The organism is Microbacterium phosphatis (assembly GCF_049177115.1).
Taxonomy (GTDB): domain Bacteria; phylum Actinomycetota; class Actinomycetes; order Actinomycetales; family Microbacteriaceae; genus Microbacterium; species Microbacterium phosphatis.
The window spans coordinates 625,231-645,527 of the sequence record NZ_CP185370.1 but is presented as its reverse complement, the minus strand read 5'-3'; the positions used below and the strand labels follow the sequence as shown (position 1 = coordinate 645,527).

Genomic DNA, 20,297 nt, shown 5'->3' with positions numbered 1-20,297 from the left:
TCGGCTCCCACCCCCTCTCTCGTCGGCGCGCGCGGCCCGAGCCGATCCGGGCGTCCCGGGGCGCCGCCGCGATAGCCTCGCGCCATGGACACCGACATCGTCGTCGTGGGGGCCGGGCTCGCAGGGCTCGCGGCCGCCGCCGAGGCCGCGGACGCCGGCCGCAGCGTGATCCTCGTCGAGCAGGAGGGCCAGCAGTCGCTCGGCGGGCAGGCCTTCTGGAGCCTCGGCGGGCTGTTCCTCATCGACAGCCCCGAGCAGCGCCGGATGGGCGTCAGGGACTCGCGGGAGCTCGCCCACCAGGACTGGTTCGGATCGGCGCAGTTCGACCGGCCGGAGGACCACTGGCCGCGGGCCTGGGCGGAGGCGTACCTCGACTTCGCCGCGGGCGAGAAGCGCGCGTGGCTGCACGCCATGGGCCTGCGGATCTTCCCCGTCGTCGGGTGGGCCGAGCGCGGCGACGGGCGCTCCGGCGGCCACGGCAACTCCGTGCCGCGCTTCCACATCACATGGGGCACGGGCCCGGGCGTCGTCGAGCCGTTCGAGCGGCGCGTGAGGGCGCACGCCGAGGCCGGGAGGATCCGGTTCGCGTTCCGCCACCGCGTCGACGGGCTGATCCTCGAGGCGGGCGCCGTCGCCGGCGTGCGCGGGGCGATCCTCGCTCCCGACCCGGCCGGGCGCGGGCGCGCGACGAACCGCGACGCCCAGTCCGACTTCGAGCTCCGGGCGCAGGCGGTGATCGTCACCGCGGGCGGCATCGGCGGCGACCACGAGCTGGTGCGCGCCGCCTGGCCCGAGCGCCTCGGCACTCCCCCTCGCACCATGGTCAGCGGCGTTCCCGCGCACGTCGACGGGCGGATGCTGCGGATCACCCAGGGCGAGGGCGCCAGCGTCATCAACCCCGACCGCATGTGGCACTACGTCGAGGGCATCCGCAACTGGGATCCGATCTGGCACAACCACGGCATCCGGATCCTGCCCGGCCCGTCGTCGCTCTGGCTCGACGCGGCGGGCCGCCGGCTGCCGGCGCCCCTCTACCCGGGCTTCGACACCCTGGGCACGCTGAAGCACCTGCGGGCGACCGGGTACGACTCGTCGTGGTTCGTGCTGACACAGAAGATCATCGAGAAGGAGTTCGCGCTGTCGGGGTCCGAGCAGAACCCGGATCTCACGGGGCGCGACCTGAAGCTGCTCGCGAAGCGCGTCCGCAAGGGCGCGCCCGGGCCCGTCGAGGCGTTCAAGCAGCACGGCGCCGACTTCGTCGTCGCCGACACCCTCACGGCCCTGGTGGCGGGGATGAACGGGATCGCCGATCCCGATGCCCCCGCCCTCGAGGAGGCATCCCTCCGCCGGATCATCGAGGAGCGCGACCGCGAGATCGCCAACGGGTTCTCGAAGGACGCCCAGGTCACGGCGCTGCGCGGCGCGCGCAACTACCTCGGCGACAAGCTGATCCGCGTCGCGAAGCCGCACCGCATCCTCGACCCCGCGGCCGGGCCGCTCATCGCGGTGAAGCTGCACATCCTGTCGCGCAAGACCCTCGGGGGGCTCGAGACCGACCTGCAGGGCCGCTGCCTCTCCCCCTCGCCGGAGGGCGCGACCTCGGGCGGGCGGGGCGCGCCGATCCCCGGCCTCTACGCCGCCGGCGAGGTGGCGGGCTTCGGCGGCGGCGGGATGATGGGCTACAACGCCCTCGAGGGCACGTTCCTCGGCGGCTGCCTGTTCTCGGGCCGCGTCGCCGGACGCGCCGCGGCCGCCGCGATCTGACGGCACCGCGCGTCGGGATCCGACCGGGTCAGATCTCGAAGTCGATCGCGGCGCGCGCGTCCTTGCGGATGGTGCCGATGTAGTCGGCCGCCTTCACGTGCTCGGGGTGCACGATGTAGCCCTTCAGCGCGTCGAGGTCGTCGAAGTCGGCGTCGACCGCGAAGTCCGAGTTGGCGCCTCCGAGCACGTCCTCGCGCACGTCCATGCGCACGAGACCGGGCACAACGCCCACCAGGGCCTCGAGCAGACGGCGGGCCTCCGCGACCTGCGCCGCGCGCTCTGCGGCGTCGTCGGAGATGAGCTGGAACAGGACGATGTGACGGATCACGGCGGTCTCCTTGATCGGGGTCGTGCGAGGTCAGGCGTGAGCGGCGTCGGTGAGGGCCGCGCGCAGGCGGTCGGCCGACACGCGCCAATGGCCGTGCAGGGTGTCGTCGATGAGCACCACGGGGATCTTCTCCCACCAGGCGTCGTACAGCGCGGGGTCGTCCTGGATCGACGCCTCCCGCACCTCGATGCGCTCGGCGACGTCGTCCGGCAGGTCGGCGATCACCTGGTCCACGATCTCGCGTGCGACATCGCAGAGGTGGCAGTCGGCCTTGCCGATCAGCGTGAGGGTGGTCATGCGTCGATCAGAGGTCGACGGGGTACCCGGCCTCGCGCCAGGCGGCGGTGCCGCCGGCGACGTTGGTCGTCTCGTAGCCGCGCTCGTTGAGCGCCTGGACGACGCGCGCGGAGCGGCCACCGAGCTCGCAGATGACATCGAACGGCTCGGCGGGGAGCTCGCCCACGCGCTCGCTGAGCTGCGACATCGGGACATTGACGGCGCCGGGCACGTGACCGGCCTCGAACTCGTGCGGCTCGCGCACGTCGATGAGGGGGACGCCGTCGCGCGCGTGCAGGTCCTGGACCGAGATCTCGTTCATGTCCCCATTATCCCGGCGCGGGCGCAGGAGGGGGCGCCTCACGCCGCGGTGATCCGTCGCGTGTGCCACCCGGTGGCGCCGTCCGGGGCGGGCGGCGCGGTGTCGGAGGTCTGCGTCGAGCCGTCCGCGCTCAGGGCGCGGCAGCGGATCACGTGCTCTCCGGGGTCGAGATCGGTGCGCAGCGACCACTGCACCCACGTGTCGGACGAGATCGCCGCGGCCAGGTCGGCCGAGCGCCACGGGCCGTCGTCGACCTGCACCTCCACGCCGGCGACGCCCACTTTCTGGTGCCACGCGACGCCGGCGATCGTCGTTTTCCCCGCGGCGACCTGCCCGGCGTGCGGCACGTCGATCCGCGACTGCAGCTTGATGGGCCCGCGCTCCGACCAGCCGCGATCGGTCCAGTACGCCCGGTCGCTGTCGAAGCGCGTCACCTCGAGGTCGACGACCCACTTCGTCGCCGACACGTAGCCGTACAGACCGGGCACCACCATGCGCACGGGGAAGCCGTGGTCGAAGGGCAGCGGCTCGCCGTTCATGCCCACGGCCAGCAGCGCGCCGCGGTCGTCGGTCAGGGCCTCGAGCGGAGTGCCGGCGGTGAATCCGTCCTGCGACCGCGAGAGCACCATGTCGGCCTCGGGAAGCGGCCCCGCCTGCGCCAGCAGCTCGCGGATCGGATACCCGAGCCAGACGGCGTTGCCGATGAGGCCGCCGCCCACCTCGTTCGACACGCACGCGAGGGTGGCGACGTGCTCGACGAGCGGAAGCGCCAGCAGCTCGTCCCAGCTCAGCTCGACCTCGCGCTCGACGAGCCCGTGCACCCGCAGCCGCCATCTGGCCGGATCGATCTCGGGCACGATCAGCGCGGTGTCGATGCGATAGAACTCGCTGTTCGGCGTGATCACCGGGGCAAGCCCTGGCAGGCCCAGCTCGGCCGCGGCTGGAACGTGCGCGGGAGCCCCCGCCGCGGGCAGGCGCAGCGCCGCGCGGATCGCGGCGACCGTGCGCCCGCCGGCGCTGCGCGTGGCCGCCCAGGCCGCCATCCCGGCACCGGCCACCACGGCCGCCGCCGAACCGATCAGGAACGTGCGGCGCGTGAGGCCCGCCTCCTCGCTCCCCGCGTGCTTCCGACGCAGCAGCATCGCCAGCACCCCGGCCGATACCACCCCGGCCACGAGCGACGGCAGCAGCGCGAGCGCTCCCGCGTCGGCCCTGGTCACCGCGGCCACCGCTCCGATGATTCCCAGGGCTCCGGCCAGGGCGACACCCCACGGCGGGCGGCGCCGCTGCAGCAGCCCCGCGACGGCCGCGACGGCGAGCAGCACCAGCGCGATCAGCACCAGCAGTGCGACCTTGTCGGCCGTGCCGAACAGCGCGATCGCGAGGTCCTTCGCCCAGCGCGGCGCCGCATCGATCAGCACCGACCCGATCGCGGCGAAGGGGCTCGAGCGCGGCGCGAGGAGCGCCGCGAGCAGTTCGCCGACGCCCGCGCCGAGCGCCGCCGCCGCGACACCGGCCCCCGCCGCCATCGCGCGGCCGGGCGCGAACCGGCTGCTCATGCTCTGACGCTACGCCCCCGCGACGCCGCCGCGGCGATCGCGGAGCGAGCCGGGCAAGCGGCATCCGCCTCCGGGTACCAGAAACGCCGGCCCGAGAACGGGACCGGCGTCAGTGGCTGCAGTCGCGACTTACTTCTTGTTGCGACGCTGGTGGCGAGTCTTGCGAAGCAGCTTGCGGTGCTTCTTCTTCGCCATGCGCTTGCGGCGCTTCTTGATGACAGAACCCATGGAAACCTCACGATGTCAGGGGGTTGGACGCCGAGCCTGCGGCGTCCGGGATCGGGCACAGCGGAAGCGTGCCTTCGGGACAGCTTACCCTACGCCGCAGGGCGGACCTTGCGAGTCAGCCGACGTCGGCGATGGGGCGCTGAAGCACGGTGGTGACCGCGGATTCGGGGACGCGATAGCTGCGCCCGAAGCGCACCGCCGGAAGCTCACCGGAGTGCACGAGGCGATACACGGTCATCTTGGACACGCGCATGATCTCTGCGACCTCGGCGACGGTCAGAAACCGCACATCCGGCATCTCGGGCACAGTGCCTCCCACTCTTCAACTTGCGCCAACTGTAGGGGGCCGACGGGTCCCGTGTAAACCCGAGTGACGGCTGTGACGAGTGTGACGCCGCATGAGAGACGACGGCACCGGGTGACGACCCGAGCGCTCGGGCTCGGCCGTCAGGCTCCGAGGCGCTTCAGCGCCGACTGCACAACGACCTTGGCCGAGGCGGCGGCCCGACCGATTCCCTCGGCGGCACGCACGGCGGGCACGGGGAGGGCGGGCACGTTGAGCTCGCCGATGTCGTCGAAGTCGCCCTCGGCGACGAAGAACGGGACCAGCCAGTCGTCGACCTGCTCGAGCGGCTCGGGCGACAGGCTGTAGTAGCGGTGCTGCCCCTCCTCGCGCACCGAGACGAGGTCGGCCTCGCGGAGCACCTTGAGATGCTTGGAGACCGTGGGCTGGCTCACACCCAGCGCGAGGACGATCTGCGAGACGCTCGTCCCGGTGCCGCCCTCCGACGAACGACGCAACAGCAGCTGCAGGATCTCGCGCCTGGTGCCGTCCGCGATCACGTCGAAGATGTCCGCCATGGGGCAAGGGTAGCCGGGCACCCGCCGGAGTACCATGTCCAAGGCCCGGGGGATGCTCCGGAGCATGAACCGCGACGTATACGGAGGGGGCCCGATGGCCAAGGCCGCGTCGTCCGTGCGCGATCCGGCATGGACCCGGTTGGGGAAGGTCGTTGGCCGGAACTTCCGCGACATCACCACGTCGTCCCCCTCGCGATTCGCGATCCTCATCTACATCGCGCTGATCCTGATCTTCACCGGGCTCCTCTCGCTCCCCCTCGCCTCGGCGGACGGCACCGTGACGCCCTTCGCGGACGCCTTCTTCACGGCCGTCTCGGCGGTGTGCGTCACCGGCCTGTCGACCGTGGACATGTCGACGCACTGGTCGTTCTTCGGCGAGCTCGCGATCTTCTTCGGCACGAACATCGGCGGCCTCGGCGCGCTGACCCTCGCCTCCGTCCTGGGGCTCGTCGTCTCGCGCAAGCTGGGGCTGCGCGCCAAGCTCATCGCCGCCGGGGACACCAACCCCCTGCGCTCGCACGGCGGGCCCGTCAACGAGTCGCAGACGGTGCGCCTGGGCGAGGTCGGCCACCTGCTGCGGATCGTCGCCCTCTCGACCATCCTGATCGAGGCGGCCCTCGCGGTGCTGCTGTATCCCTCGATCGTCCTCGCCGGCCACAACTGGGTCGACGCGCTGTGGCTCGCTCCCCTGCACTCGGTCATGGCGTTCACGAACACCGGCTTCACCTTCACCGACGGCGGCCTCAACACCTTCCAGTACGACTACTGGTTCCTCTCCGTGCTGATGGTCGGCGTGTTCCTCGGCGGCATCGGCTTCCCCGTGATCCTCGCCCTCTCGCGCCAGCTGCTCACGCCGCGCAAGTGGAACCTCCACGTGAAGCTCACCCTCATCACCACGGTGATCCTGTTCTTCGTCGGGTCGGGCGTCTTCCTCGCGCTCGAGTTCCTGAACCCCGGCACCTTCGGCACCCGAGACGCGTGGGACACCACCTTCCAGGCGTTCTTCCTGTCGGCGATGACCCGATCCGGCGGCTTCTCGGTCGTCGACATCAGCAACCTGAACGGATCGTCGCTGCTGGTCGGATCCATGCTGATGTTCATCGGCGGCGGCTCGGCCTCGACCGCGGGCGGCATCAAGGTGACCACCCTCGCGGTGCTGGCCCTGGCCGTGTGGTCCGAGGCGCGTGGTCGTGTGAGCGTCGAGGCGTTCGGCCGCCGCATCCCCAGCGACGTGCAGCGAGTGGCCGTGGCGGTCCTCGCGTGGGGCGCCACCATCGTGGCCGTCTCGACCGTCGTCATCGCCCAGATCACGCAGATGCCGGTCGACAAAGTGCTGTTCGACGTGATCTCGGGCTTCGCCACCGTGGGGCTCTCGGCGGGCGTGACCGAGTCGATGCCGGACTCGGCCGTGTACGTCATGGCCGCGACGATCTTCTTCGGCCGCGTTGGTACAGTCACTCTGGCCGCGGCTGTCGCCGCGACCTCCAGCCGGCAGCTGTACGCGCTGCCCGTCGAAAGGCCGATCGTTGGTTGAGCAGATCCGCAGCGACGCCCCCGTCCTCGTGATCGGACTCGGCCGCTTCGGCGCCGCGTGCGCCGGCGAGCTGGACCGCCTCGACCGCGACGTGCTCGCGATCGACGAGGATCTGGGGCTCGTCCAGAAGTGGTCGGAGCGCGTCACGCACACGGTGCAGGCCGATGCCCGCAACGTCGACGCCCTCAAGCAGATCGGCGCGCAGGACTTCCAGGTCGCCGTCGTCGCGGTCGGCTCCTCGATCGAGGCCTCGGTGCTGATCACCGCCAACCTCGTCGACCTCAAGGTCCCCCAGATCTGGGCCAAGGCCGTCTCGCAGGCGCACGGCAAGATCCTCGCCCGCGTGGGCGCCAACCACGTGATCTACCCCGAGCGCGAGGCCGGCGAGCGCGTCGCCCACCTGGTGTCGGGCCGCATGCTCGACTTCATCCGCTTCGACGACGACTTCGTCCTGGCGAAGATGTACCCGCCGAAGTTCGTCCGCGGCGTGGGCCTGAACGAGTCCGGCGTTCGCACCAAGTACAACGTCACCGTCGTGGGCATCAAGAGCCCCGGCAAGCCCTTCCGCTACGCCGAGGCGAACACGGTCGTCACCAACCACGACCTCATCATCGTCTCGGGCACCAACGTCGACGTCGAGCGCTTCGCCGCCCTCGACCGGTAGGACGGCCGCGCCCGCCGGGCGCCGGCGTCAGGATCCGGCGGCCGCGCGCGCGTAGCGGGCCGAGAGCAGTTCGAGCAGCGGGATCAGCTCGGGCGGCGACTCGACCGTGAAGTCCATCATGAGCATCCCGGCATACACCGCCAGCGTGTCGAGGCTGTCGGCGCCGGTCACCAGCACGCAGTGTCCCTCGTCGACCGGCTCGACGATGCCCACCGCGGGGTTGATGCGCGCGATGACCGCCTCGGCCGACGCGTCCACCCGCAGGCGCGCATGGACGTTCCATCCGCTGGCGGCGATGGTGCGCATCGCGAACGCGGTGTAGTCGCCTCCCGGCACCGGCTGCGGATCGAAGCGGCGGCGCGTCGGCATCCGCGGCTCGATCTGGTCGACCCGGAAGGTGCCCCACACGCCGTCGCGCGGGTCGCGCGCCACGAGATGCCAGCGGCGCTGCCAGCTGAGCAATCGGTACGGCTCGACGAGGTGCGGCCGGCCGTCGACGTCGAACCTCAGCCACTCGCTGTCGCGGATCGCGCTCGCAACGGCCTGGAGGACCGGCGCGCGCACCTCGGGATCGGGGGCGTCGGTTCCCGTGTTCTCGGGGCCGCGGTCGACGCTGCCGCGCAGCGCCTCGACGGTCGGGCGCAGCCGGGAGGGCAGCACCTGCTCGAGCTTGGCGAGAGCACGGGCACCGGCCTCCTCGACGCCGGCGATCCCGGCCGCGGCGCGCAGGCCCACGGTCACCGCCACGGCCTCCTCGTCGTCGAGCAGGAGGGGCGGGAGCTTGCCGCCGGAGCCGAGGCGATAGCCGCCCACCGCACCGCGCGTCGCGTCCACCGGGTAGCCGAGCTCGCGGAGGCGATCCACGTCGTGCCGGAGCGTGCGCGTCGACACCCCCAGGCGCTCGGCGAGTTCGCGGCCTGAGCGATCCGGTCCGGACTGCAGGAGGGCGAGAAGCGTCAGCAGCCTCGCCGTGGGGTCGGCCATGGAACCTCCGAACGAGTTCGCCAGTTAGGAACGAATCCTACCTAATTGGCTCCTACCGTCGGAGACATGAACACCTCAGCCGCTTCGCTCGACATCCGCCCCTTCACGGTCTCGGTCTCCGAGGCCGAGGTCGCCGACCTCCGCGACCGCCTCGCGCGCACGCGCCTTCCCCAGCCCTCCCCCTCGGACGACTGGGACGCCGGGACGCCGAACTCGTACCTGCGCGAGGCGATCGAGGCATGGCGCGCATTCGACTGGGCGGCGGCCGAGGCGCGGATCAACGCGTTCCCGCACTTCTCGACCGAGATCGATGGGCAGACGCTGCACTTCATGCACGTGCGCTCGCCCCACCCGGGAGCGACCCCGCTGATCCTCGCCCACACCTACCCCGGCTCGGGCGTCGACTACCTCGACGTCATCGCCCGGCTGGTCGACCCGGTGGCGCACGGCTGGCGAGCCGACGAGGCGTTCGACGTCGTGATCCCGGACGCGCCGGGGTACGGCTTCTCGCAGCCCCTCGCCTCGCCCGGTTGGACGACGGCCAGGGTGGCTGCCGCCTACGACCGCCTGATGCGCGCCCTCGGCTACGACAGCTACGGGATCCACGGATCGGACAACGGCGCGATGGTCGCGCGCGAGCTCGGTCTGCTGAACCCCGACGGGTTCCTCGGCCTGCACGTGCTGCAGCTGTTCTCGTTCCCCTCCGGCGACCCGGCCGAGTTCGAGCGTCTCGAGCCGGGCGACTACGCCGGGCTCGAGCACATGCAGTGGTTCCAGTCGGTCGGCGGGTACAACACCATGAACGCCTCGCGCCCGCAGACCGTCGCGGTGGGTCTCAGCGACTCGCCCGTCGGGCTTCTCGCCTACAGCGAGCTGTTCAACTCGTTCGGCAACGGCACGTCCCTCGTGCCGCTCGAGAAGATCCTGCTCGAGGTGAGCGTGAACTGGTTCGCCAATGCCGCCTCCGGCATGAGCCGCAGCTACCTCGAGAACGCCCGCGCCGCCGAGGGCGCCGAGCCGCGAGTCAACGCCGCCCCGACCGGCGTCGCGGTGTTCGCGGACGACTTCCAGACGATCCGGGTCTTCGCCGAGCGCGACAACTCGAACATCGTCCACTGGAGCCGCTTCGACGAGGGCGGGCACTTCGCCGCCCTCGAGCGCCCGGACTTCGTCGCCGATGACATCCGCGCGTTCTTCACCGCGCTGCCCCGCTGAGGGGCGAACGGGCTCGCCGTCGCGACGTCAGTCGCCGGCGGCGAGCTCCTTCGCGCGGGCGACGGCGGCGTCCGTGGCCCGGGCGAACAGCTCGCTCAGCTTCGCCTCCTGCAGCACCGCGACGGCGCGCTCGGTCGTGCCCTTCGGGCTCGTCACCTGGCGACGCAGCTCGGCCGGCTCCTCGCCCGTGTGTGCGAGCAGAGCGGCGGCGCCGATGAAGGTGCCCTCCACCATCGCCCGGGCGGCCTCCTCGTCGAACCCCTTGCCGACGGCGGCCTTCGTGAGCTCCTCGATCAGCAGGTAGACGTACGCGGGGCCGGATCCCGAGATCGACGAGAGCGCGTCGATGCGCTCCTCCGGGACCTCGATGACCGTGCCGACCGTCTCGAACAGCGTGCGGGCGATCCGGATCGCCTCCTCGGGGGCTCCCTCGGGCGCGGCAAGGCCGGTGACGCCCTTCCCCACCAGCGAGGGGGTGTTCGGCATCGAGCGCAGCACGGTGACCCCCTCGCCGAGGATCGAGGCGTACGTCGCCAGCGTGACCCCCGCGGCGAGGCTGACCACGATCGCATCGTCGCGCAGCTGCGGGGCGATGTCGCGCAGAAGGTCCGGCACCATGGCGGGCTTCACCCCGACCAGGATCACCCGCGCCTCTGCGGCGGCGCGGAGGTTGCCCTCCTGCTCCTCCTCGAGCGCGATCGACTCGACGCCGTCCAGGCCCGCCAGCCCGGCCGCGCGGGCGGCGGTGCGGTTCGTCGCGAGAATCGGGCCCTGGGTCGGGATGCCGCTCGCGACGACGCCGCGCAGGATCGCGCCGCCCATCGATCCGGCACCGAGGAACGCGAGCGAGGGCAGGATCTCAGGCATGCCCCGATTCTAGGGAGCAATAGAGTTGTCGCATGAGTGCATCGGGCGGCAGCAAGGCGATCCTGGCGGCGTTCCTCGCGAACATGGGCATCGCCATCGCGAAGTTCATCGGATGGTTCCTGTCGGGCTCGGCGTCGATGCTCGCCGAGGCGATCCACTCGGTCGCCGACTCGGGCAACCAGCTGCTGCTGATGCTCGGCGGACGCAAGGCCCGCAAGTCCGCCGACCGCGCACACCCCTTCGGCTACGGCCGCGAGCGCTACGTGTACGCCTTCGTCGTGTCGATCATCCTGTTCTCGCTGGGTGGCCTGTTCGCCATCTACGAGGGCATCGACAAGCTCACCCACCCGCACGAGCTCGACCCGCAGTGGCAGTACCTGCCCCTGGTGATCCTGATCGTGGCGATCGCACTCGAATCGTTCTCGCTGCGCACCGCCGTGAAGGAGTCGAACGCGATCCGCCCGAAGGGCCAGTCGTGGGTCGCGTTCATCCGCCGCGCGAAGGCGCCCGAGCTGCCGGTGGTGCTGCTCGAGGATCTCGGCGCGCTGCTGGGCCTGACGTTCGCCCTGTTCGGCGTGGGCATGACGATCCTCACGCACAACCCGTTCTTCGACGCGCTCGGCACCCTCATGATCGGCACGCTGCTGATCATCGTCGCGGCCGTGCTCGGCTGGGAGACCAAGAGCCTCCTCGTCGGCGAGGGCGCCACCCCCGAGGACTTCGACAAGATCGTCGCGGCGATCGAGAAGGGCCCGGAGGTCGAGAAGCTCATCCACATCAAGACCCTCTACGTCGGCCCGGAGGAGCTGCTCGTGGCCGCCAAGGTGGGTGTGCCGCAGGACAAGCTGCTGGCCGACGTCGCCTCCGACATCAACACGGTCGAGGGTCGGATCCGCGAGGCGGTGCCCACCGCCCGCATCATCTACCTCGAGCCGGACGTCTACCGCGGCGCCGGGGGCGAGCAGCTTCCGACCGAGTCGGTCATCCTGAAGTCCTCCGACTGAGCGCGCCGGCGACCATGGCGACGGAGTACTGCGTCTTCACCGAGCCCCAGCAGGGCGCCAGCTACGCCACCCAGCGCGTGTTCGCGCAGCGTGCCGAGGAGCTGGGCTTCCATGCGTTCTTCCGCTCGGACCACTATCTGGCCATGGGCGCGGCCTCGGGGCTTCCCGGCCCGACCGACGCGTGGACGACGCTCGCCGGGCTCGCGCGCGACACGTCCCGGATCCGCCTCGGCACGCTGGTGTCCTCGGTCACCTACCGGCACCCCGGGATCCTGGCGATCCAGGTCGCCCAGGTCGACGAGATGTCCGGCGGCCGGGTCGAGCTGGGGCTCGGCACCGGATGGTTCGAGGACGAGCACCGCGCGTACGGCATCCCGTTCCCGGCCCGCCGCTTCGACATCCTCGAGGAGCAGCTCGAGATCGTGAACGGGCTGTGGGCGACGCCCGCGGGCGAGACGTTCTCGTACGACGGCGTGCATCACTCCCTGGAGGACTCCCCCGCCCTGCCCAAACCCGTGCAGGATCGGATCCCGGTAATCGTGGGCGGCGGCGGGCCGCGCCGCACGCCCGCCCTCGCGGCGGCGCACGCCACCGAGTTCAACATCGGGTTCGTGCCCGAGGCGGTGGTGGCCGAGAAGTTCGCCGTGGTCCGTGCCGCATGCGAGGCGATCGGGCGCGAGCCGTCGACCCTCAGACTGTCCGTGGCCCTGCCGACGGTCGTCGGCGCGACGGAGGCGGATCTGGAGCGCAGGGCCGCCGCCATCGGCAGCGAGCTCTCCCGGTTCCGTGGCGACACGAACATCTGCGGCTCGGCCGACGAGGTGGTCGCGAAGGTCGAGCGCCTCGTCGCCCTCGGCGCGCAGCGCGTCTACTTCCAGCTCGAGGACATGACAGACCTCGCACACCTCGACTACCTCGGCGAGCGGGTGCTGCCGCACCTTCCCGCCTGACACGCCCCGCCTAGGGGTGCGCGGGCGGGCGGATCCGCCACGGACTGCTGCCTGACGTGCGAGATGGGCGCGTCCCTTGGCGGATCCGCGGCTCGCTTCAGGAGGCACGGGCGCACCCCTGGCGAGGCCTTCCGGCGATAGCGTGAGGGCATGCTCATCGCGGCTCTCGTCTTCGCCGGCCTCGCGGCCCTGGTCCACGTCTACATCTTCGTGCTCGAGACCCTGCGGTGGGAGGCCCCGCGCTCGCGCACGATCTTCGGCACCACGGAGGAGGAGGCGCGGATCACCAAGCCGCTCGCGGCCAATCAGGGCGTCTACAACCTCATGCTCGCGATCGTCACGGTCGTGGGCATCGCGCTCGTGTTCTCGGTGCCCGCTGCCGGCATCGCGCTGATCCTTGCCGGCACCGGCTCGATGCTCGGCGCCGCGCTCTACCTCGCAGCCTCCGACGGCACCAAGCTGCGTGCCGCCGCCACGCAGGGCACCTTCCCGCTGCTCGCCGTGCTGTTCACCGTCCTTCACCTCGCCATCGGATGAGCCGGATCGCGGTCGTCGCCGGGGCGAGCGGCTTCGTCGGCGCGGCGCTGGTGCGCGCCCTCGGCGAGGACGGCTACGAGATCCGCACGATCGGGCGCTCCGGTCCCGCGCGCTGGGACGATCCGGCCTCCGTGGCGCGCGCCGTCGACGGCGCCGATCTGCTGATCAACCTCGCGGGGAAGTCCGTGAACTGCCGGTACACGGATCGCCATCGCGACGAGATCCTGCGCTCTCGCGTCGCGACCACGCGGGCGCTGCGCGAGGCGGTCATGGCCGCCGCCGATCCGCCGTCGGTGTGGATGAACGCGAGCACGGCCACCCTCTATCGGCACGCCATGGACCGCCCGCAGACGGAAACGGAGGGCGAGCTCGGCACGGGGTTCTCGGCCGATGTCGCGCGGGCGTGGGAGGCCGAGTTCTTCGCGGGCGACCTGCCCCGCACGCGCCGGGTGGCGCTGCGCATGGCCATCGTGCTCGGCGACGGGCCCGCCACGAACCTCCTGTTCCGCCTCGCCCGCCTCGGAGTCGGTGGTCCGCAGATCGACGGCTGGTGGTTCGGGCATCGCCGCTACCGCGGCATCGGGCCGAGCCCCTCGGGCGACGGCCGCGCGCCCCGGCACCCCACGCGCGGGCGGCAGCGGTTCAGCTGGATCCACCTCGACGACGTGATCGGGGCGATCCGGTTCGTGCGCGACCGCGACGACCTCGAGGGGCCGGTGAACCTCGCCGCGCGGGCGACCAGCGACAACCGCACCCTCATGGCGACCCTGCGCCGCATCGTCGGCATGCCCGTGGGCCTGCCCGCATGGCGGTGGATGCTGGAGCCGGCGATGTGGGCGCTGCGCACCGAGCCCGAGCTGGTGCTCAAGAGCCGGTGGGTGGTCCCCGAGCGCCTCGAGGCCGCGGGATACACATTCGCCTGGCCCGAGCTCGAACCCGCGCTGCGCGATATCGCGGGGCGCGCGGCCTAGCGGCGGGCCTCGAAGAAGGCGCGCAGCCGCGCCTGCGCCTCGGGCTCGCGCACACCGCCGATCACCTCGGCGCGGTACGGCAGGCGGCGGTCGCGGACGACGTCGTACATGGATCCGGTCGCGCCGGCCTTCTCGTCCCACGCCCCGAACACGAGGCGGCCGATCCGGGCCTGGAGCAGGGTGCCCGCGCACATGAGGCAGGGTTCGAGCGTGACGACCAGGGTGCATCCCTCGAGGTTCCAGGATCCGATCGCGCGGGCGGCCTCGCGCATGGCGACCACCTCCGCGTGCGCCGACGGGTCGTGGTCGAGCTCGCGGCGGTTGCGGCCCTCGCCGATCACCTCGCCGCCGGGGCCGAGCACAAGCGCCCCGACGGGCACCTCACCGGCGGCCGCCGCGGCGTCGGCGAGCGCGAGCGCGCGCCGCATGGCGGCGTCGTCGGCGGGATCCGGAATCACCCTCCGAGCCTACGGTTTCCCTTGAGTTCGCGCGGGGAACGGCAGGTACCCTGATGCCATGCGCCTGCACGTCGCCGACCACCCGCTCATCACGCACAAGATCACGGTGCTCCGCGACAAGAACACCCCGTCGCCGGTGTTCCGCCAGCTCACCTCCGAGCTGATGACGCTGCTCGCGTACGAGGCCACGCGCAACGTGCGCGTCGAGCCCTGCGAGATCGAGACCCCCGTGACGAAGACGACGGGTGTGAAGATCAGCGATCCTCGCCCGCTCGTGGTGCCGATCCTGCGCGCCGGTCTGGGCATGCTCGACGGCATGGTCACCCTGATCCCGACGGCCGAGGTCGGCTTCCTCGGCATGGCGCGCGACGAGGTCACCTTCGAGCCCGTCACCTATGCCGAGCGCCTCCCCGAGGACCTCAGCGACCGCCAGTGCTTTGTGCTCGACCCGATGCTCGCGACCGGCGGATCGCTGGGCGCCGCCATCGAGTTCCTCTTCCGTCGCGGCGCGCAGGAGGTCACCGCGGTGTGCCTGCTCGGCTCGCCGGAGGGCGTGGAGGCGATCCGCAAGCAGGTCGACGGCCGCAACGTCACCCTCGTGCTGGGTGCGCTCGACGAGCGCCTCAACGAGAAGGGCTACATCGTGCCCGGCCTCGGCGACGCCGGCGACCGGCTGTACGGCACCGTCTGACCCGCACCGCACGCCGGGCGCCGGGCGCCGGCTAGGCGTGCGCCTCGCGCCAGTGCGGGCTCTGGATCAGCCCGAGGAGGTTGCCGAACGGGTCGGCGACGGAGGCGCTCCAGAACCCGCCGCCGCGCTCGATGATCGGATCGGCGGTGCGCGCCCCGAGTCCGGTGAGCCAGTCCACGGCCGCGCGGATGTCGTCGACGTGGATCGACACCAGCATCCCGCCGGGTGATGGGAGCGCGGGCCGGTACGCCGAGCCCATCACGGCGAACTCGTCGGCATCGTCGCCGAACCGCCACTCGGCGTACTGGGGGTCGCCCGTCTCGGGTCGCACGAAGTACGGCGGCTCGCCGAACACGCGGGTGTACCACTCGACCGCGCCGGCCATGTCGTCGGCGACGACGTTCAGATTCGCGAGTCCTCGCAGCATGATCCTGTCCCGTCTCGGACGTGGCTCTCACGTCGTTCCTCGAGCCTTCTCCTCAAAGTGCTCACCTTCTGATCACTTTCTGTGACATCGTCGGATCATGCGAGCCGACCGACTGCTGAGGGCCCTGTTCGCGCTGCAGTCGCGCGAGACGGTCACCGCTGCGGAGCTCGCGGAAGAGCTCGAGGTGTCGGTGGCGACCGCGCGGCGGGACCTCGAGGCCCTCGCCGCGGCGGGCGTGCCCGTGTATCCGCAGCGCGGGCGCGCGGGCGGCTGGCGCCTGCTCGGCGGGGCGCGCACCAACCTCACGGGGCTCACCGAGCCCGAGGCGACGGCGCTGTTCGCGCTGCTCGGGCAGACGCGCGGGGCCCCCGCCGAGGCGGGCGCGGCGATCCGGAAGCTGCTGCAGGCGCTGCCGGCGACGTTCCGCGAGGGGGCCGAGCGGGCGATCGGATCAACCGTGCGCGATGATGCGCCGTGGGGCGAGGCGCAGGCCGAGACGCCGATCCTGCTTCCGGTGCTCCAGGCCGCCGTCGCCCAGGGCCGCGTCCTGTCGCTGGCCTATGGCTCGGCCGATCCGGTCGACGTCGCGCCGCTGGGGGTGGCCGCCAAGGGGCCGCGCTGGTATCTGCTGGCTCATCGCCGCGGAATGAGCCGCCACGAGGATCCCCGTCTGTACCGGATCGATCGCATCGCCCAGGTGACGCCGCGGCCGGAGACGCTGCCGCGTGACGCGGATTTCGACCTCGAACGCGCCTGGCCACACGCGTCCGAGCGGATCGAGGGCCTGCGCGGCTCGGCCAGCGCCACGGTGCTCGTCGAGCCGGCCGCCGCGGGGGCGCTGGTGGCGCGCTTCGGCGCCCAGGCCACTCGCCGCGGCACCGCCGCCGACGGCCGCACGATCGTCGAGGCGCGTGCGCACACCCCCGGCGCCCTCGCCGAGCAGCTCGCGGGGTGGGTCGCCGTCGCGGAGGTCACCGAACCGGTCGAGGTGCGGGCCGAGCTGGCGCGACTGGGCGAACTGCTGCGGACGCGCTACGCCTGACGCGGACCGCGACACGGACTCACGGCCCCGCCCGGGCTCTGCAGGCGCCGGGCTACACGGCGCCGACGAGGCGGGCGAAGGCGCTCATCCGGGCGACGCCGTCGGCATGACGGGGCAGGTCGTCGAGCAGGGCCGGCGAGTGGATCAGGTACGCGGCCACCATCGCGCGGGAGACCGCGACGTTGAGGCGGTTCTGCAGCAGCAGGAAGTCGGACCCCCGGGGGGCGTCGCGCCCGCTGGACGCGGCGAGCGTGACGATCGAGACCGCGGCCTCCTGCCCCTGGAACCGGTCGACCGTTCCCACGCGCACCTCGCCGAAGCCCGCGGCGGCCAGGTGCTCTTCGACGCACTGCTGCTGGGCGTTGTAGGGCGCCACAACGATCACGTCGGCCTGCGTGAGCGGCCGCGGCGGGCAGGGGATGGCGGATCCGCCGTCGCCGATGGTGATGTCCGTGAACGAGCGCCCCAGCACCTCCCGCACGATGCGCACGACCTCCGCGGCCTCCTCGGGCGATTCGGTCGCGTTGCCGTGATGTCGCACGGGAAGGACGTGCAGGCCGGGCGCGATGCCCTCGACGGTGCGCTGCGCCGCCCCATCGTGCGACGCGAGGCGCCCGGCGTAGGAGAGGTCGGAGACGGCGGCCGAGACCGCGGGGTGCATTCGCCACGAGCTCGCGAGGAAGTAGCCGTGCGTGGCGGGGATGACCTGCTCGCCGTCCATGACCCAGCCCAGCGCCGAGGTGTCGACGGGCTCCGGGTGCGTGCCCTGGCTCACCTGCGGCAGCTGCTGCGGGTCGCCGAGCAGCAGCAGGCGCGGGGCCGCGAGCGAGACCGCGATCGTCGAGGCCAGCGAGAACTGCCCGGCCTCATCGATCACCAGCAGGTCGAGGCTGCCCCGGGACACCCGCTGCTCGTGCGCGAAGTCCCACGCCGTCCCGCCCACGACGTAGCCCTCGGGCCGCTCGGACGTGAAGGCGGCCAGGCCGTTCTTCTGGATCACCGTGTACGACGGGGGCTCGCCCGCGGATCCGGACTTCGGCGCCTTGCCGACGAGCGACGCGGGCACGCCGGCGGCGACGACCCGGTCGAGCATGTTCTCGACGACGGCGTGCGATTGCGCCACCACACCGACCTTGAACCCGTGCTCGTGCACCAGGCGGGCGATGACATGAGACCCGACGTAGGTCTTGCCCGTGCCGGGAGGGCCCTGCACCGCGAGGTAGCTGCGATCGAGGTCGCGCACCGCGGAGACGATCGCCGCCACGTCGTCGCCCGTCGAGGCGGGAAGCGAGCCGCTGCGCGTGCGCGGGGGGCGGCGGCGCAGGATGTCGGTCGCCGGATCCTCCGGGAACCCCTCGCCCGCCGCGAGCAGGGTCTGCGCCCAGGCGTCGATCGATTTCTGCTGGTTGCCGGCCTGGGGCGGCGCGGCGGGGGTGAGGGCGATCGGCAGGTCGTCCCAGGTGGCGCCCCCGATCGACGTCTCGGTGATCACCACGCCGTCGTCCAGCTCGGCGATCACCTCGACGGTGCGGAACCCGTGGATCCAGCGCGAGGACAGCTCGGTCGGGAACGGCACCGGACGGGCGTACAGCGCGAACGGCTGCACCCCCTCCTTCAGGCGCGTCCCGGGGGCGAGGTCGCCGCGCAGCTCGACGACGCGACGCACCGCGCGGGCGCGAGTGCCCTCGGGCACCCCCCAGTCCTCGAGCACGCGGGTGCGGGCGGCATCGACGGCGATGACGTCACGCGTGTCGGCCCACAGCGACAGCGGCTCGCGAAGACGCTGGAAGTGACCCTGCCAGAACGTCTTGGCCTCACGCGGGTAGTAGTCGATGGCGGCGGCACCGAGGCGCAGCGCGACGGTGTCGGGATGCCGCGGCTCGCGCTCGGCGGCCCGCGCCGTCAGCGCGACCGCCAGATCGGACGGCTTGTAGGTGTAGGCCTCGTGCTCGTCGGGGCGGGCGGGGGTCGCACCCGTCTCTCGCGCGCGCTGCACAAGCCAGTCGCGCAGGCGCCGCGTCGACACGCAGTCGTAGCGGTTGTAATCGGCGAGGTCGTCGAGGATCGTCTCGGCGGCGGCCTCGTCGCCCTCGGCCAGCAGCTCCCGCGCCTCGACGTACCGCAGAATCGAGTCGCCGCCCTGCTGCACGTCCTGCGTCCGCACCTCGTCGCCCATGTAGAGCGGCTCGAGCTTCTTGATCGAATACGAGCGCGACCCCACCCGCAGCGCGCGACGCACGATCGGGTACAGGTCGACGAACAGCTCGTCGCGCAGCATCCGATCCACGTCGGCCTCGCGCACGCCGTGGCGCGCGGCCATGGCCGCGAGATGCGTGGGCTCGTAGGGCGCGTAGTGGTAGATGTGCATCGCCGGGTGGGCCGCGCGGCGGGCGGCGACGAAATCGCAGAACTGCTCGAGCGCGAGCTTCTCGGCGGCGAAGCTGTGTGCCCAGAGCGGGGTGTACTGCTCCTGCATGTCGGTCCAGCCGAACAGGTAGTCGATGCCCCAGCGGTCGCCGGCGGCGTCGGGCTCGGTGTACAGCGGGTCGCCCTCGAAGTCGAAGAAGATGTCGCCGAGATCCGGCCGCGGCATGGTGGCCAGGGCCTCGGGCATCACCACCTCGTAGAGCGGCGCGGCATGCGGGCTCTCGCCCGACGGATCCGGCACCCCCGCCGGCGACGCGATCTGCAGGCGGGCCTGCGTGCGCAGCCCGGCGAACACCTCGGGGTTCATGCCCGCGGGGCCCTCCGGCGCGGCCGCGAGCTCGTCGATCGTGGTGATGCCCGCTCCGCGCAGGCGCTCGCGCTGCACGGGGCGCATACCGGCGACCAGCAGCACGTCGCGGGTGGCGACCACCTGCTCCTCGCACGTGGCGCAGCGTCCGCAGGCGACGATGCCCAGGTCGCCGCGCGGGTCGGCCCAGGCGATGGGCTCCCCCTCGGCGCCGAGGTCGAGGCGGCGGTCGGCGATCAGGGCGCGCAGGCGGTTGCGGCGCACGAAGTACAGCGGCAGCAGATCGTGCACCTGGTGCGTCGAGGTCGTGCCGTCGCCGAGCAGCAGGTCGACCTCGTCCGAGCGCGGGATGCCGAGCCGGTCGAGCTGGTCGACGTACGCGGCCAGCTGCATCAGCGCGGTGACCTTGGCGCGGCGGGCGAGCTTCGAATCCTGCACCCGCCAGCGCCCATCGGCGTCGCGGATCAGGAAGTCGGCGAATCCGACGAACTCGGGGGTGGAGAACGCGGCCTGGAAGACGACCGTCGCCGACGGGTCCTGCAGCCCGGCGGCCGTCGCGGCGAGCGCGGCGGCCATGGCGTCCGCATCGGACGACGACGCCCGCTCGACCTCGACCACGGCGGCGCCGTACTGCGCACGGTAGGCCGCGAGCACCGCCTCCTCGTGCTTGTCGCCCAGCCGGGCGGCGCGCTCGAGCATCTCGTCCTCGGGCTCGTCGACCTTCGGCACACGTCCGAGCTTGTGGTCGAGGGCCCGCAGCCACGCGAACTCGCATTCGGCGGCGACCTTCAGGTCACTGGCGCTCCAGACGACGCGGGCTTCGGACTCGATGTATCGCACGTCCCGAGGCTAGACGGGCCCACCGACATCCGGCGCCGGCG

General features: G+C 72.1%; 22 protein-coding genes. 10 read left to right on the top strand and 12 right to left on the bottom strand.

What is annotated here, in order from left to right; all coding sequences use genetic code 11:
* Positions 1–84 precede the first annotated feature (84 nt).
* Entirely contained in the window at positions 85–1,764 is a 1,680-nt protein-coding gene (locus tag ACOKGD_RS03030) for an FAD-binding dehydrogenase (protein WP_342336881.1), read from the top strand.
* 28 nt (positions 1,765–1,792) lie between these two features.
* Here the strand turns inward: ACOKGD_RS03030 and ACOKGD_RS03025 are convergent, their stop codons facing one another.
* From ACOKGD_RS03025 to ACOKGD_RS02995, 7 genes are all read right to left on the bottom strand, one after another.
* A complete protein-coding gene (locus ACOKGD_RS03025; RefSeq protein ID WP_342336882.1) occupies positions 1,793–2,092 on the bottom strand; it encodes a Dabb family protein in 300 nt (99 codons plus the stop codon).
* Positions 2,093–2,122: 30 nt separating this feature from the next.
* Complete coding sequence (locus ACOKGD_RS03020) at positions 2,123–2,389, bottom strand: glutaredoxin family protein (RefSeq protein ID WP_342336884.1); 267 nt, start codon at positions 2,387–2,389, stop codon at positions 2,123–2,125.
* Between the two features lie 7 nt (positions 2,390–2,396).
* Positions 2,397–2,690 (bottom strand): rhodanese-like domain-containing protein, encoded by a 294-nt coding sequence (locus ACOKGD_RS03015; protein ID WP_342336886.1) that lies wholly within the window; start codon positions 2,688–2,690, stop codon positions 2,397–2,399.
* Positions 2,691–2,728: 38 nt separating this feature from the next.
* Positions 2,729–4,249 carry a molybdopterin-dependent oxidoreductase gene (locus ACOKGD_RS03010; protein WP_342336888.1) on the bottom strand — a complete coding sequence of 507 codons (1,521 nt, stop codon included), beginning with the start codon at positions 4,247–4,249 and terminating at the stop codon, positions 2,729–2,731.
* Positions 4,250–4,378: 129 nt separating this feature from the next.
* The gene (locus tag ACOKGD_RS03005; protein ID WP_003792170.1) at positions 4,379–4,477 is read right to left on the bottom strand and encodes a 30S ribosomal protein bS22; all 99 of its coding nucleotides are present in this window, start codon (positions 4,475–4,477) and stop codon (positions 4,379–4,381) included.
* 115 nt (positions 4,478–4,592) lie between these two features.
* On the bottom strand, positions 4,593–4,784 hold the full coding sequence (locus tag ACOKGD_RS03000; protein WP_342336889.1) for a helix-turn-helix domain-containing protein: 192 nt from the start codon (positions 4,782–4,784) through the stop codon (positions 4,593–4,595).
* Between the two features lie 140 nt (positions 4,785–4,924).
* A complete protein-coding gene (locus ACOKGD_RS02995; protein WP_342336891.1) occupies positions 4,925–5,338 on the bottom strand; it encodes an ArsR/SmtB family transcription factor in 414 nt (137 codons plus the stop codon).
* A 64-nt stretch (positions 5,339–5,402) separates the two neighbouring features.
* Between ACOKGD_RS02995 and ACOKGD_RS02990 the strand changes: the two genes are divergently transcribed.
* Positions 5,403–6,872 carry a TrkH family potassium uptake protein gene (locus ACOKGD_RS02990; RefSeq protein WP_342336892.1) on the top strand — a complete coding sequence of 490 codons (1,470 nt, stop codon included), beginning with the start codon at positions 5,403–5,405 and terminating at the stop codon, positions 6,870–6,872.
* Entirely contained in the window at positions 6,865–7,536 is a 672-nt protein-coding gene (locus tag ACOKGD_RS02985) for a potassium channel family protein (protein ID WP_342336893.1), read from the top strand. Before ACOKGD_RS02990 ends, ACOKGD_RS02985 begins: the two co-directional genes overlap by 8 nt.
* Positions 7,537–7,563: 27 nt before the next feature.
* Here the strand turns inward: ACOKGD_RS02985 and ACOKGD_RS02980 are convergent, their stop codons facing one another.
* Positions 7,564–8,520, bottom strand: a complete 957-nt coding sequence (locus ACOKGD_RS02980) for a helix-turn-helix transcriptional regulator (RefSeq protein ID WP_342336895.1) — start codon at positions 8,518–8,520, stop codon at positions 7,564–7,566.
* Positions 8,521–8,586: 66 nt separating this feature from the next.
* Between ACOKGD_RS02980 and ACOKGD_RS02975 the strand changes: the two genes are divergently transcribed.
* Positions 8,587–9,735, top strand: a complete 1,149-nt coding sequence (locus ACOKGD_RS02975) for an epoxide hydrolase family protein (RefSeq protein ID WP_342336896.1) — start codon at positions 8,587–8,589, stop codon at positions 9,733–9,735.
* A gap of 27 nt (positions 9,736–9,762) precedes the next feature.
* Here ACOKGD_RS02975 and proC read toward each other — a convergent pair whose 3' ends face one another.
* Positions 9,763–10,602: a pyrroline-5-carboxylate reductase gene (gene proC / locus ACOKGD_RS02970; protein ID WP_342336897.1), complete on the bottom strand. Its 840-nt coding sequence runs from the start codon at positions 10,600–10,602 to the stop codon at positions 9,763–9,765.
* Between the two features lie 32 nt (positions 10,603–10,634).
* Here proC and ACOKGD_RS02965 point away from each other — a divergent pair, with 32 nt between their 5' ends.
* From ACOKGD_RS02965 to ACOKGD_RS02950, 4 genes are all read left to right on the top strand, one after another.
* Positions 10,635–11,606, top strand: coding sequence for a cation diffusion facilitator family transporter (locus tag ACOKGD_RS02965; RefSeq protein WP_342336898.1), 972 nt, complete (start codon positions 10,635–10,637; stop codon positions 11,604–11,606).
* A gap of 14 nt (positions 11,607–11,620) precedes the next feature.
* Positions 11,621–12,556: an LLM class F420-dependent oxidoreductase gene (locus ACOKGD_RS02960; protein WP_342336899.1), complete on the top strand. Its 936-nt coding sequence runs from the start codon at positions 11,621–11,623 to the stop codon at positions 12,554–12,556.
* 150 nt (positions 12,557–12,706) lie between these two features.
* Positions 12,707–13,093, top strand: a complete 387-nt coding sequence (locus ACOKGD_RS02955) for a DUF1304 domain-containing protein (RefSeq protein ID WP_342336900.1) — start codon at positions 12,707–12,709, stop codon at positions 13,091–13,093.
* Entirely contained in the window at positions 13,090–14,064 is a 975-nt protein-coding gene (locus ACOKGD_RS02950; protein WP_342336901.1) for an epimerase, read from the top strand. Before ACOKGD_RS02955 ends, ACOKGD_RS02950 begins: the two co-directional genes overlap by 4 nt.
* Here the strand turns inward: ACOKGD_RS02950 and ACOKGD_RS02945 are convergent.
* Positions 14,061–14,492: a nucleoside deaminase gene (locus ACOKGD_RS02945; RefSeq protein WP_342337166.1), complete on the bottom strand. Its 432-nt coding sequence runs from the start codon at positions 14,490–14,492 to the stop codon at positions 14,061–14,063. The two genes, ACOKGD_RS02950 and ACOKGD_RS02945, sit on opposite strands and share 4 nt — an antisense overlap.
* An 88-nt stretch (positions 14,493–14,580) precedes the next feature.
* Between ACOKGD_RS02945 and upp the strand changes: the two genes are divergently transcribed.
* On the top strand, positions 14,581–15,213 hold the full coding sequence (gene upp / locus ACOKGD_RS02940; protein ID WP_342336902.1) for a uracil phosphoribosyltransferase: 633 nt from the start codon (positions 14,581–14,583) through the stop codon (positions 15,211–15,213).
* Positions 15,214–15,244: 31 nt separating this feature from the next.
* Here upp and ACOKGD_RS02935 read toward each other — a convergent pair whose 3' ends face one another.
* On the bottom strand, positions 15,245–15,640 hold the full coding sequence (locus tag ACOKGD_RS02935; RefSeq protein ID WP_342336904.1) for a VOC family protein: 396 nt from the start codon (positions 15,638–15,640) through the stop codon (positions 15,245–15,247).
* 97 nt (positions 15,641–15,737) lie between these two features.
* Here ACOKGD_RS02935 and ACOKGD_RS02930 point away from each other — a divergent pair, with 97 nt between their 5' ends.
* Positions 15,738–16,682, top strand: coding sequence for a helix-turn-helix transcriptional regulator (locus tag ACOKGD_RS02930; protein ID WP_342336905.1), 945 nt, complete (start codon positions 15,738–15,740; stop codon positions 16,680–16,682).
* A gap of 52 nt (positions 16,683–16,734) precedes the next feature.
* Here the strand turns inward: ACOKGD_RS02930 and ACOKGD_RS02925 are convergent, their stop codons facing one another.
* Positions 16,735–20,256: a TM0106 family RecB-like putative nuclease gene (locus ACOKGD_RS02925; protein ID WP_342336906.1), complete on the bottom strand. Its 3,522-nt coding sequence runs from the start codon at positions 20,254–20,256 to the stop codon at positions 16,735–16,737.
* Positions 20,257–20,297: the final 41 nt, after the last annotated feature.

Bases quoted from the DNA above. Each gene is read 5' to 3' on its own strand.
- ACOKGD_RS03030 (WP_342336881.1), top strand. From the start codon at position 85: ATGGACACCGACATCGTCGTCGTGGGGGCCGGGCTCGCAGGGCTCGCG.
- ACOKGD_RS03020 (WP_342336884.1), bottom strand. From the start codon at position 2,389: ATGACCACCCTCACGCTGATCGGCAAGGCCGACTGCCACCTCTGCGAT.
- ACOKGD_RS03015 (WP_342336886.1), bottom strand. From the start codon at position 2,690: ATGAACGAGATCTCGGTCCAGGACCTGCACGCGCGCGACGGCGTCCCC.
- ACOKGD_RS03010 (WP_342336888.1), bottom strand. From the start codon at position 4,249: ATGAGCAGCCGGTTCGCGCCCGGCCGCGCGATGGCGGCGGGGGCCGGT.
- ACOKGD_RS03005 (WP_003792170.1), bottom strand. From the start codon at position 4,477: ATGGGTTCTGTCATCAAGAAGCGCCGCAAGCGCATGGCGAAGAAGAAG.
- ACOKGD_RS02995 (WP_342336891.1), bottom strand. From the start codon at position 5,338: ATGGCGGACATCTTCGACGTGATCGCGGACGGCACCAGGCGCGAGATC.
- ACOKGD_RS02990 (WP_342336892.1), top strand. From the start codon at position 5,403: ATGAACCGCGACGTATACGGAGGGGGCCCGATGGCCAAGGCCGCGTCG.
- ACOKGD_RS02980 (WP_342336895.1), bottom strand. From the start codon at position 8,520: ATGGCCGACCCCACGGCGAGGCTGCTGACGCTTCTCGCCCTCCTGCAG.
- ACOKGD_RS02975 (WP_342336896.1), top strand. From the start codon at position 8,587: ATGAACACCTCAGCCGCTTCGCTCGACATCCGCCCCTTCACGGTCTCG.
- proC (WP_342336897.1), bottom strand. From the start codon at position 10,602: ATGCCTGAGATCCTGCCCTCGCTCGCGTTCCTCGGTGCCGGATCGATG.
- ACOKGD_RS02965 (WP_342336898.1), top strand. From the start codon at position 10,635: ATGAGTGCATCGGGCGGCAGCAAGGCGATCCTGGCGGCGTTCCTCGCG.
- ACOKGD_RS02960 (WP_342336899.1), top strand. From the start codon at position 11,621: ATGGCGACGGAGTACTGCGTCTTCACCGAGCCCCAGCAGGGCGCCAGC.
- ACOKGD_RS02955 (WP_342336900.1), top strand. From the start codon at position 12,707: ATGCTCATCGCGGCTCTCGTCTTCGCCGGCCTCGCGGCCCTGGTCCAC.
- ACOKGD_RS02950 (WP_342336901.1), top strand. From the start codon at position 13,090: ATGAGCCGGATCGCGGTCGTCGCCGGGGCGAGCGGCTTCGTCGGCGCG.
- ACOKGD_RS02945 (WP_342337166.1), bottom strand. From the start codon at position 14,492: ATGCGGCGCGCGCTCGCGCTCGCCGACGCCGCGGCGGCCGCCGGTGAG.
- upp (WP_342336902.1), top strand. From the start codon at position 14,581: ATGCGCCTGCACGTCGCCGACCACCCGCTCATCACGCACAAGATCACG.
- ACOKGD_RS02935 (WP_342336904.1), bottom strand. From the start codon at position 15,640: ATGCTGCGAGGACTCGCGAATCTGAACGTCGTCGCCGACGACATGGCC.
- ACOKGD_RS02930 (WP_342336905.1), top strand. From the start codon at position 15,738: ATGCGAGCCGACCGACTGCTGAGGGCCCTGTTCGCGCTGCAGTCGCGC.